Source organism: Acidiphilium sp. (assembly GCF_049977125.1).
GTDB lineage: Bacteria > Pseudomonadota > Alphaproteobacteria > Acetobacterales > Acetobacteraceae > Acidiphilium.
On sequence record NZ_JBMFGY010000001.1, the window covers coordinates 38,840 to 49,777 of the forward strand.

The 10,938-nt window shown below is 65.8% G+C and carries 8 protein-coding genes; 4 read left to right on the top strand and 4 right to left on the bottom strand.

Features of this window, described 5'->3' with window-relative positions:
* Window positions 1-1,284 (top strand): outer membrane beta-barrel protein, encoded by a 1,284-nt coding sequence (locus ACP5E6_RS00180; RefSeq protein WP_427950025.1) that lies wholly within the window; start codon window positions 1-3, stop codon window positions 1,282-1,284.
* Between the two features lie 31 nt (window positions 1,285-1,315).
* On the opposite strand, the gene ACP5E6_RS00185 is transcribed toward ACP5E6_RS00180, so the two are convergent.
* The 4 genes from ACP5E6_RS00185 to ACP5E6_RS00200 form a co-directional block, all read right to left on the bottom strand.
* Entirely contained in the window at window positions 1,316-4,114 is a 2,799-nt protein-coding gene (locus ACP5E6_RS00185) for an Rne/Rng family ribonuclease (protein WP_427950028.1), read from the bottom strand.
* A gap of 401 nt (window positions 4,115-4,515) precedes the next feature.
* The gene (locus ACP5E6_RS00190) at window positions 4,516-5,115 is read right to left on the bottom strand and encodes a hypothetical protein (protein WP_427950031.1); all 600 of its coding nucleotides are present in this window, start codon (window positions 5,113-5,115) and stop codon (window positions 4,516-4,518) included.
* Complete coding sequence (aat, locus tag ACP5E6_RS00195; protein WP_427950034.1) at window positions 5,112-5,801, bottom strand: leucyl/phenylalanyl-tRNA--protein transferase; 690 nt, start codon at window positions 5,799-5,801, stop codon at window positions 5,112-5,114. The genes ACP5E6_RS00190 and aat overlap by 4 nt, the downstream gene beginning before the upstream one ends.
* A gap of 67 nt (window positions 5,802-5,868) precedes the next feature.
* Complete coding sequence (locus ACP5E6_RS00200; RefSeq protein ID WP_427950036.1) at window positions 5,869-6,975, bottom strand: hypothetical protein; 1,107 nt, start codon at window positions 6,973-6,975, stop codon at window positions 5,869-5,871.
* A gap of 269 nt (window positions 6,976-7,244) precedes the next feature.
* Between ACP5E6_RS00200 and ACP5E6_RS00205 the strand changes: the two genes are divergently transcribed.
* The 3 genes from ACP5E6_RS00205 to ACP5E6_RS00215 all read left to right on the top strand — a co-directional run.
* Window positions 7,245-8,594, top strand: a complete 1,350-nt coding sequence (locus tag ACP5E6_RS00205; protein ID WP_427950038.1) for a UDP-glucose dehydrogenase family protein — start codon at window positions 7,245-7,247, stop codon at window positions 8,592-8,594.
* Window positions 8,587-10,329 (top strand): methyltransferase domain-containing protein, encoded by a 1,743-nt coding sequence (locus ACP5E6_RS00210; RefSeq protein ID WP_427950041.1) that lies wholly within the window; start codon window positions 8,587-8,589, stop codon window positions 10,327-10,329. Before ACP5E6_RS00205 ends, ACP5E6_RS00210 begins: the two co-directional genes overlap by 8 nt.
* 17 nt (window positions 10,330-10,346) lie before the next feature.
* A partial coding sequence (locus ACP5E6_RS00215) for a methyltransferase domain-containing protein (protein WP_427950044.1) occupies window positions 10,347-10,938 on the top strand: 592 nt, incomplete at its 3' end.

The following is a 10,938-nucleotide window of genomic DNA, read 5'->3' on the forward strand; positions in this document are numbered from 1 at the left end:
ATGAATGCGCAACCTCATCGACGGTTCTGCCCGCCTCTGCCCGCAGCCGTCGCCGGAACCATCATGATGATGGCCGGCCTCGCCGGAGTGGCGCGGGCGCAGTCGATCGGCGATCTGCTGACGATTGCGGTGCCGGGATTCGGTGTCGCCCCCGGCGTGACGGCGCAATCACGCCTGCACCAGGACGATACGCCGCTCGGCATTACCCTGGGCGGCAGTGCGGCCGACCTCGTGATGTATCCCGCGCTCGAAGCGAGCCTCGGCGGCGACAGTGCGCCCGGCGTCGGCCGAGGCGCATCGGCGGTCGCGCTGGCGCAACCCGGACTGCGCATCGAAGACGCCGCTCTCGGCTTGGTCGGTTTCGCCAACGCCGATCTGACCCGCTACGCGGCTGACCCGCTGGCGAATTCCAACGATGTCACCGCCGGTCTGGGTCTGGCGCTGCCGCTGGGCGCCGATACCGTGACCCTTGGCGTTGCCCGCATCGCCACCCAGGAAACCGCCCTCGGCATGGCGCAACAAGGTGGGGCGGCGCCGTTCGGCGTCGTTGTCTCCGATGGTCGCATCGCGCTCCGCTTGCCCTTCGGCATGTTTGACGCGACCGAACGCTTCGAGGTCAGCCGCGCCGTGCTCAGCCAGAGTGCCGGCGGCGCGCCGGCCGCGTTTCATGACCAGACCACGATCCGCGCGGCGAGCGAGCTTGCCACCGCGGATGATGGTGTTTTGCGCGGTCTCGCTCTCCTGAAACTGACTGTGGCGCGCTATCAGGGTGCCGTGCCAGGCGATGGCTTCGCCAATGCGAATGCCATCGCCCTGCTCGGCGGCATCGAGACCGAACCGTCCGGCATTCTCCGCCTGCGCGTTCTTGCCGGTCTGGTGCATCAGGGTTTCGCCGCGGCAACGCCGGCGTCACGCACAACGCCGATTGGCTCGATCGGCCTGGGTTGGTCGCCGGATGGCCTGATCTCGACCGAACTCGATATCACGCGTGAGGCCGGACTCGATAGCACGCTCGGCACGCCCGGCACCGCCGTCACCAGCGCCACGCTCGCGCTCGCCGTGGCCTTCTCGCGGGATATCGTTCTGACCGCAAGCATCGATGGCCGCGCCGGCACGATCGCGCGGCATCAGGCCGACGAGATCGATACCCTCGCCAGCGCCACCTGGCACTGGTCGCGCGCCCTCGCCCTCACGCCCAGCCTGTCCTATGCTGTCCGCCACGATCTGCCCGGCTCCGCGCCGCGCGAGGCCCGGGTGAGCCTCGCGCTGGTCTGGACACCGTGAACACGCCACGCCCCGCGGGCGCGGCTGGCGTTCAGGCGCGCTTCCACCATCCCCGCTTGGGTTGCGCTTTTATCTCGGTCACGCCGATCACCACGGGCTGAACCACCGCCGGTCGTTCCGTCCTGGTTGACGGCTCACCGGGCGAAGGCTCGGGGGCCGGTTTCGGCGCCGGCGGGGCCGCATCGCGGGCAGGTTCGTCAGTCGCCTGATCGGCTGGTGCCGTAGCCGCTGGTTCTGCCTCGGTCAGCGTTTTCTGCACGATCGTCTTAGCGGCGGCACGGCTGCGCCGGGGTTTCGGTGCGCGGGCCTCGGCCTGTTCGGCGGCTTCGAAAATATCGGCGATGTCGGTGAACACCGGCAGTACCGGCTCCGGCGGCGGTGGCGCGGCGGTGGCGGGGCGGCGGCGGCGAGGCGGGCGGCGTTTCGGCGCCTCGACGTCCGGTTCACCGGCGCGCACGCTCGCCAGAGCTTCGACGATCGGGGCATCAACCGCCCTTGTGTCAACAACCGGGGTTTCAACAACCAGTGTCGATGTCAATTCAGCGACGATTGCGGCGGTCGTCTCATCCGGTTCATCGCTGTCGGCTTCGGTCAAGGCGATGGCCGGCGCTTCGGCGAGGGTGACGGTTGCCGCGGCATCGCGCGATTCAACCCGCGTGACGATGGGTTGATCGAGGCGCGCCGCAAACTCGGCGGGCGCCTCCGGCATATCCGGCTGTTCGGCACCCGGCGCGGGTGGCGCGTCGTCACGCCGCCCGCCACGGCGGCGACGGCGGCGGCGGCGGCGGCCACGTTCGGCCTCTTCGGCGGTTTTCGACTCGTCATTGCCGGTGGAGGATGGCGCGGCGGCGCTGTCGAGATCTTCCTCATCCAGCGCCTTATCGTCATCCTGATCGATAATCTCGCGCGACGTCGCGGTCATTCCCGCTGATTCGGCGACACGCGTGGCGACCGGCAACTCGGCCGGCCGGGGCGCGGTCTGGCTGCGCAATCTCTCGATCTTGAATTCGGCCGGCACCAGACCGTCCGCCACGAAGGTTACGACCAGATCGAACCGCGCCTCGGTCGCAGCCAGTTGGGCGCGCTTGTTGTTAAAGATATAGAGCGCGACGTCGGGTGCCAGATGCACCGCGAGCTCGGCGGCCTGGCGCACCGCTTCATCCTCGATGGCGCGCAGCACCGCAAGGGCGGTACTCGCCGTACTGCGAATATGACCGACGCCGCCGCAATGCGGGCACGGGATTAACATGGTCTCGGAAATCGAGGGGCGCAGCCGCTGGCGACTCATTTCCAGCAGGCCGAAATGGCTGATGCTGCCAATCTGGATACGGGCGCGGTCGTTCTTGAGCGCATCCTTGAGTTTGCGCTCGACCATGGCGTTGTTGCGGCGAACTTCCATGTCGATGAAATCGATCACGATCAGCCCGGCAAGGTCGCGCAGGCGCAACTGACGCGCCACCTCCTCAGCGGCTTCCATATTGGTGCGCAACGCGGTGTCTTCGATGTTGCGTTCGCGCGTTGCCCGGCCGGAATTGACATCGATCGCAACCAGCGCCTCGGTCTGGTTGATGACCAGATACCCTCCCGACCGCAATTGCACGGTCGGCTGGAACATCTGCTCGAGCATCTGCTCGACCTGGTATTTCGCGAACAGCGGCTGGCGATCCTGCCATTGCACCACTTTTTTCACCGCCGTCGGCATCAGCATCCGCATGAACTCGCGCGCGGTGCGGTAACCTTCCTCGCCCTCGATCAGCAGGGTATCGACATCACGGGTGTAAACGTCGCGGATGGTGCGCTTGATCAGAGTCGCTTCCTCATAAACCAGCGCGGGGGCGATCGAGGCAAGGGTCTTTTCGCGGATGTCGTCCCACAGGCGGAGCAGATATTCGCAATCACGCTTGATTTCCGGCTTGGGGCGCGCGGCTCCCGCGGTGCGCACGATCATGCCCATGCCGTCGGGGATGTCGAGTTCGGTCATGACCTCTTTGAGGCGGCGACGATCGGCGACCGAGGTAATCTTGCGGGAAACGCCACCACCGTTGGGTGAATTCGGCATCAGCACCGAGAAGCGGCCGGCCAGCGAAATATAGGTTGTCAGCGCCGCGCCTTTTGATCCGCGCTCCTCCTTGACCACCTGGACCAGGATGATCTGGCGGCGATGAATAACCTCCTGGATCTTGTAGGAGCGCAGTGCGCGCATCCGCCGGCGTTCGCGCGCCTCATCGGCGCCATCGTCGCCGCCGCCGACCTGTTCGGGGGCTTCGACAATCGTGGCTTCCCCCTCATCCGGCGGCGGGCCGTTGCTCGAGAGCTCTGCCTCGATTTCGGCGGCCGCACCGGCGATCCGCTCGGGTTCAGCGTGATCGTCGATCACATCGCGTCTGTCATCGGCCACTTCATCGGCGATGAGTTCACCCTCGATCATGGGTGGCGGCGCCTCTTCGATCGCGATGTCGGCAATCGAGGCGTCTCTCGCCCGGTTCAGCGGCTGCGCGGATCGTGCGTCCTCCGCATCTTCGGCCTCGACGCGGCGACGCGCCTCTTCCGCCTCCATCGCCAGCAGCTTTTGCCGGTCGGCCACCGGGATTTGATAATAATCGGGATGGATTTCAGCGAAGGCCAGGAATCCGTGGCGGTTGCCGCCATATTCGACGAACGCCGCCTGAAGGCTGGGTTCGACGCGGATCACCTTGGCAAGATAGATGTTGCCCTTGATCTGTTTTTTATCGGCAGTCTCGATATCGAAATCGTCGAGGCGATTGTTATCCAGCACGACCACGCGGGTTTCTTCCGCGTGGCTGGCATCGATCAGCATTGTTTTGGTCATTGACGAAAAAACTCCTGCGCGCCGGCGGCGGGACCAGATGGTCGCCAGCGTGCCGGAGCGGGTGATTGGTTGTGAAGCGGATGATTGGTGAAATGGTCATGATCAAGGTCCGGAGCGCTGGTCGCGGCCGACACCTGCGAGAGGGGTGCGGTTGAACGGGAGAGGCGACAAGAAGCGCGTGCATCGGTCCTTATTTCGAAGGCGGCGGTGTATCAAAGACAACGCAGCCTTGGGTGGTTGAGGTCCGCCCGGCCGTGAAAATCGGCGCGTACGGAGGGGAGCCATCAAAGAGAAGCGTCGTTCGAACTAAAATTCTGCGCCGAACCCATTGATGGGTTGATGTCATGACCCAGTTAGCGGACTCACGCAAGTCCGCCGGCGCGCGGGCCGGTGAAGCTGTCTCATTCGCCCAGCAATTGCGCCAGAATCTGCGGCGGCAGAGTCACGCTGGAATAATCCGGCGGCAGCGTGAACGCGCCGGGCGGTTGCGGCGCGTCGGCGATCCGCAGCGCGGTGACCGAGAGCGAACCGTGATCGTTCCTGCCGGTCGCGGCGAGTACCATGCCGCCCCGTGTGATGCAGGCCGAACCATCGCCTCTGGGTTTGAGCACCAGATAGCGCGTGCACCGATGACCAGCGATGCTTGCCTCGCCCAACCGGGTGAAATGCGCGCCGCGCTGATCGAGCACCTGATGGATCAGGCCAGACAGGCCGGGCACCGCGACCACGGCGTGCATCTGCGGCACCACGACATCGGCGGCACCCGACTCGAGATCGAGCAGCACGCTCACGCCGCTGGCCTGACCCGACAGGCTGACCGCGTGCAGCATTCGGCTCGCCGCCTGGAAACGCACCCGCCAGGTCTGGCTGGGGCGGCCGGGCTGGCTGATCTGATACACGCCCATCGCGTCATGATCGGGGATCAGTCGCGGCAGCGCCGCATCGGCGGTCCCGGCCGTGACCATCAGGGCCAAGCCGAGCATCATCGGGGAAAACTTCATGTCGGGTCCTCGCGGGGGGAGACGGTTCGGGTTGCGCGCATGCCGGCAAGCTCGCCCAGGATTGTGTCGGTATCGAGGTCGCCTCGCCAGGCGACCGATAGCGCCACCGCCTCGCCCAGCAGCGCGTGATAGGTGGCGCGCGAGACTTCCCGCGCGCCGAACCGCGCCAGATGATCGGTCAGGAACTGCGTATCGAGCAGGGTAAACCCCGACAGGCGCAGCCGCGCCACCAGATGCGCCAGCGCCAGTTTCGACGCATCCCGGACCAGCGAAACCATGCTTTCGCCGAAAAACGCGCCACCGATCACTAATCCGTATAATCCGCCGACCAGATGGGAACCGTCCCAGACCTCGACGCTATGGGCATGGCCCAGATCGTGCAGTTCGACGAAGAGGCGCTCGATCTCGCCATTGATCCAGGTTTCCGGCCGCTCCGCACGACGGGACGCGCAGGTGGCGATCAGGCCGCGAAAATTCCGATCGGCGCACACAACCAGCGGTGTCGTGCGCAGTGTGCGGAACAGGCGGTGCGGCAGGTGAAATCCCTCGAGCGGCAGCACGCCACGCCGTTCGGGGTCGAGAAAATGCAGGGTCTTGGACTGTCGGGTCTCGGCCATCGGAAACAATCCGAGGCGGTAGGCGCGGAGGATGGTATCGGGATTCAGAACCAGTTTGCGCAGGACCATGCGGAATACTCGCGCGGATCGCGCAATGCGGCAAGCGATGATGCCCCGGGCCGACGTGTCAGCTCCGTCAGGCGAACACCAGTTCCGCCGGATGATCGGCATGATCGAAACGGCGCACGGCACAGGCATAGATCTCGCGGTCCAGCCGGGTCAGCCGGTCGAGTTCGGCCTCGATCGCCGGTGTGATCACGCTCCGCTCCGCGGGGCGGAAAAAATGCTGCGATTCGATATGGTTTTCCGCCGTCACGTTGCCGCGCACCGATTCGACGGGCGGCTCGGCGCCGATCCGCGCGGCCAGGCGCTGCACGGATTCATCCATGCGCTCGGTCAGTCCGACAAAGCCGATCCGGTCGAGCGCCGCGCGCGCCGCCGCCACGCAGCGCTCCGGTTGCTCAGCCAGCCGATCGGTTTCACTGCCGGTGATATAGCACCCGGTCAGGCGCCGGACGTAGAAATTATCGAGATAATCGCGCAGCATTGGCTCCGGATCGCGCAGGAAGCCAAGCAGATCATGGCGATGGGCCGACCCCACGATGGGATCATGGTCGATGTCATCGACCATTTCGGGTCGCACACTCCGCCAGAAATGATAGATCGAGATCAGTCGGGCGCGCGGTTCGCGCAGGATGGTGAAGATGAAACGACCGGGGTCGATCCGCTCCAGCGCGGGGAGGCCGAAATGTCCCCACAGCAGCGGATAACGCGCGACATTGCCCGCCAAGCCGGGCGGCGAGCGGTAATATTGATGCGGCGGCGCGGCGCGGAACGGATCGGGGTCGATCTGGTCGGGATGGAACTGCGGTGCCAGCCATCGCATCACCGCGACGCCGCCGCATTTCTCGAGGTGCAGAAACCCCAATTTCGGACCGGTCCAGGCCGTCAGTACATTTCCCGAAATCGGCGACAACGCCACTGTGGCTGGCTCGGCATTCAGCCGTAGCGCGTGGATGAACAAGGGGGCGACGCCGTCTACCGCGGTCAGCCCCCGCACCAGCGCCGGCAATCCGGATGTCTGATCCCGAAATGCCGCCCGGAACTGATCGGTTTCAAGTGGCGACGGCCATCGTCCAAGCGACAGGCGCAAGGCCAGGGGCGTTGTGGTCAACGCCAGAAGATCGATCGCGCGCCGCTTGGCGGCATCGGCGGCCCAACGGCGGAATTGTGTCGTTTTCATGGCCAAGGACTACGTTTGCGCCGTGACGAGCGCAAGCAATTTAGCTTATCGCAATGTTACAGGGCGGTGACAAACCCGCGTGGCATGTCGGCCGGAACACGACGGGAGCGGCGCTGAATCCGGCAAAGCCGCAACAATGACGCCGACTATTGCAGTTCGGGTCACGCCTGTGTCACTTGCAACCTGGGATGGAGGTTGCCAGAACACATTTTCGATAGCGCGCGCGGCAGTCCCGATCGGCTTTCGGCGCGAACATGGAGAGAACCGACTTGAAAATCGCGATTATCGGTGGTGGCTATGTCGGCCTGGTGTCGGCCGCTTGCTTTGCGGAATTCGGCGTCGATGTCGTGGTGGCGGAGACCGATCCCCACCGGTTGGAGCGCCTGCTGGCCGGGGAGATGCCGATCTACGAGCCGGGGCTGGAGGCGCTGGTCGCCGCCAATCGCGCGGCAGGGCGCCTTGGTTTCACCGGTGTTCTGGCCGAGGCGATCGCTCATGCTGAGGCGGTTTTCATCGCGGTCGGCACACCATCGCGCCGGGGCGGAGGCCATGCCGACCTGAGCTATGTGTTCGCTGCCGCCGAGCAAGTTCTTCTGGCGCTCGATCATCCGGCGGTTCTGGTCACGAAATCGACCGTGCCGGTCGGCACCGGCCGCAAACTCGCGGCACTGGCCGCGCAATTGCGGCCGGACCTGGCGATCGAAGTGGCCTCGAATCCGGAATTCCTGCGCGAAGGCAACGCGATCGGCGACTTCATGCGCCCCGATCGGGTGGTGGTTGGCGCCGAGACCGAGCGGGCGCGCGCGGTGCTGCGCGCACTGTACCGGCCCCTCAACCTGATCGAAACGCCGATCCTGATGACCGGGCTGGAAACCGCTGAGCTGATCAAATACGCAGCCAATGCGTTCCTCGCGATGAAGGTGACCTTCATCAACGAAATGGCAGATCTGTGCGAGGCGGTGGGGGCCGATGTCCATGACGTCGCGCGCGGCATGGGACTCGATGGTCGGATCGGGCGGAAATTCCTGCACCCCGGTCCCGGATTCGGCGGCTCGTGCTTTCCCAAGGACACGCTGGCCCTGGCGCGGATCGCCCAGGACGCCCGCGCGCCGAGCCGGCTGACCGAGACGGTTGTGGCGGTCAACGAGGCCCGCAAGGCCGGCCTTGGCCGCCGGATCATCGACGCGGCGGCGAGCGACCTGCGCGGCAAGCGGGTCGCGGTACTCGGCCTCGCGTTCAAGCCCGAGACCGATGACATGCGCGACTCTCCCGCGATCCCGGCGATCGAGGCGCTGGTCGAGACCGGCGCCGTCGTCGTGACCTATGATCCCGCCGCGATGGCCGCCGCCAAACCGCTGTTGCCGGCCTCCGTGCAATATGCCGAGAGCGCGTTGCAGGCGATCGAGAACGCCGCGTTGCTCGTGGTGATGACCGAGTGGAACGAGTTCCGCGCGCTGGCCCCGATTCGCCTCGCGCAGGACATGCAAGGCCGCGTGATCGTCGATCTGCGCAATATTTTCGACCCTGCCGCGATGCGCGCGGCCGGATTCGTGTATCATGGGGTCGGGCGCGGCAGTCGTCCGGATACCGAGGATGACAAGGACAGTGAGCATGGATAATTTCACCGCGGTGCACCCGAAGCTCGATGCCCACGGTATCCCGATGATCGGCGCCTATCCCGATTACGCCAATCCCGACCTGCTGGATGCCGTGCCGCTGATCGCGCGCACCGTGATCGACATCGGCTGCGGCGGCGGCGCGCTGGGCGCGGCCTATCTGCGGCGGAATCCCCGCGCGCGGATGCTCGGCGTCGATGTCGATGTGGATTCGGTGGCGATGGCGCAAACCCGCCTGACCGAAGCGGCGATGTGCGACGTCCAGACCGAGGCGCTGCCCTTCGACCTGCCCGACGGCATCGATTGCCTGGTCTATGGCGATGTCCTTGAACATCTGTCCGATCCATGGACAGTGCTGATCCGGCATGTCGAACAGCTCAACCCGGACGGGTCGGTGATCGTGTGCTTTCCCAATGTCGAGCATTGGTCCATCGCCTACCGGCTGCTCAAGGGCAATTTCGATTATGACGACGCTGGCTTGCTCGACCGGACCCATCTGCGCTGGTTCACGCCGCGCACCATGGCGGCGACGCTGGAACGCGCTGGACTCTCCTTGTGCGACGTGCGGCCCCGGCCGACCGACCGCACCGAGGCGGTCAAATTCGTCGACGCGATGGCCCCGGCGCTGGCCGCGATCGGCGTGGATCGCGCCGATTATCTGAACCGCGCGACGCCGATCCAGTTCATCTGGCGCGCCAAGAAGCAGCCACGCCCGCGCCTGGTGCTGGCCGCCACCATGCTGCCGCCGGTCGGCGGCGTGTCGGACGTGCGGGTGATCGAGCCGGTGCGCGCCCTGGTGAGCGATGCCTCGGTTCTCGCAAGTCTCCGCCCGGAGAGCGAAATCGCGCCGGTGCTGCCCGGCGTGCCGCATATTGCCGTGCTGCACCGCCCCCTCCTGCTGGGCGAGCCAGGACTGGCGCGGGTGCGTCATTTGATCGAGCGCGGTTATCTGGTGGTCACCGAATTCGATGATCATCCTGGATTTCTCGAAGCGCGTGGCGTGTCGCCGTCCGAATTACTGACCTTCACCGCGGTACACGCCGTGCAGACCAGCACCACGGCGCTCGCCGCCGTGCTGACCGAGTTCAATCCCGAGGTCGCGGTATTTCCCAATGCCGTGAGCGAACTTGTCGCCCCGCGTAACTTCACCAACCCCGATCGGATGACCCTATTCTTCGGCGCGCTCAACCGCGAGGAAGACTGGGCCCCCTACATGACGGTGCTGAACGAGGTGCTGCGCGCCGTTGGAGCGCGGCTCGCCGTGACCGTGCTGCATGATCGCGGGTTTTTCGACGCACTCGATACCACCCACAAGGAGTTCATCCCGACCAGCGACTACGCAACCTATCGCGATCGTCTCGCGGGTTCGGAGATCTGCTTCATGCCGCTGGCCGAAACAACGTTCAACCGCGCGAAATCCGATCTGAAATTCATCGAGGCGAGCGCGTCGCGGGTGGTCTCGCTCGCCAGCCCGACCGTGTATGACGCCAGTATTCGCGACGGCGAGACCGGCCTGCTGTTTCGCAGCCCCGATCATCTGCGGATGCAGTTGCTCCGCCTGCTCGCCTATCCCGAAGCGGCGCAGCGGCTGGCCGAGGCGGCGCGCGCCGAAATCGGTGCCGAGCGGATGCTGGCCTACCAGCTGCGCGCCCGGACCGACTGGTATCATGCGCTATGGGCCCGCCGTGACGAATTGACCGAGGCGCTGCGCAGCCGCGTGCCGGCCCTGTTCGTTTGACGCCACGGGATCTGGATGTGACTGCGGTGCCGCCTTCCGCCATCACGATCATCTGGCCCGGCACCGAACAACCCCCGTTCGAAGACCCCTGCCCCAATTGCGGCGCGCCAGGCCCCAAGCCGCATCTGCTCGACGTCGCCTGGACCGCGCCGAAACTCAAGGGCGGCGACCGCAAGCCAGTGTTCGTCTGCCCCACCTGCACCGCCCGCTTCTACCCGCCGCTCGCGGTGCCGAACTACCACGACCCGGATGTGATGGACTGGGGCTGGCATCAGTTCCACATCCAGCAGGGCGCCGGACTGGTACCGATCACGGAAACCATCGGCCGCATCGCCCGCCCGCCCGGCACCGGCTTTCTCGAAATCGGCTGCGGCTACGGCTTCGGCCTCGATTTCGCAATCCACGCGCTCGGCTGGCGAGGCATCGGGATCGACCCCTCGCCGATGGCAAGGCTCGGCGCCGCCGATCTCGGCATCACCATCAACGACGGCTATTTCCCGCAAGCCGACCCCGAAGCCGCCCCCAAAGGCGCATTGTGGGACGTCATCGCCGCAACCGAAGTGATCGAACATGTCGAAACCCCCGCCAATCTGCTCGCCGCCATCCGCG

What these genes read in the sequence shown, in the direction of transcription:
- ACP5E6_RS00180 (WP_427950025.1), top strand. Translation starts at nt 1, where the DNA reads ATGAATGCGCAACCTCATCGACGGTTCTGCCCGCCTCTGCCCGCAGCC.
- ACP5E6_RS00185 (WP_427950028.1), bottom strand. Translation starts at nt 4,114, where the DNA reads ATGACCAAAACAATGCTGATCGATGCCAGCCACGCGGAAGAAACCCGC.
- ACP5E6_RS00190 (WP_427950031.1), bottom strand. Translation starts at nt 5,115, where the DNA reads ATGAAGTTTTCCCCGATGATGCTCGGCTTGGCCCTGATGGTCACGGCC.
- aat (WP_427950034.1), bottom strand. Translation starts at nt 5,801, where the DNA reads ATGGTCCTGCGCAAACTGGTTCTGAATCCCGATACCATCCTCCGCGCC.
- ACP5E6_RS00200 (WP_427950036.1), bottom strand. Translation starts at nt 6,975, where the DNA reads ATGAAAACGACACAATTCCGCCGTTGGGCCGCCGATGCCGCCAAGCGG.
- ACP5E6_RS00210 (WP_427950041.1), top strand. Translation starts at nt 8,587, where the DNA reads ATGGATAATTTCACCGCGGTGCACCCGAAGCTCGATGCCCACGGTATC.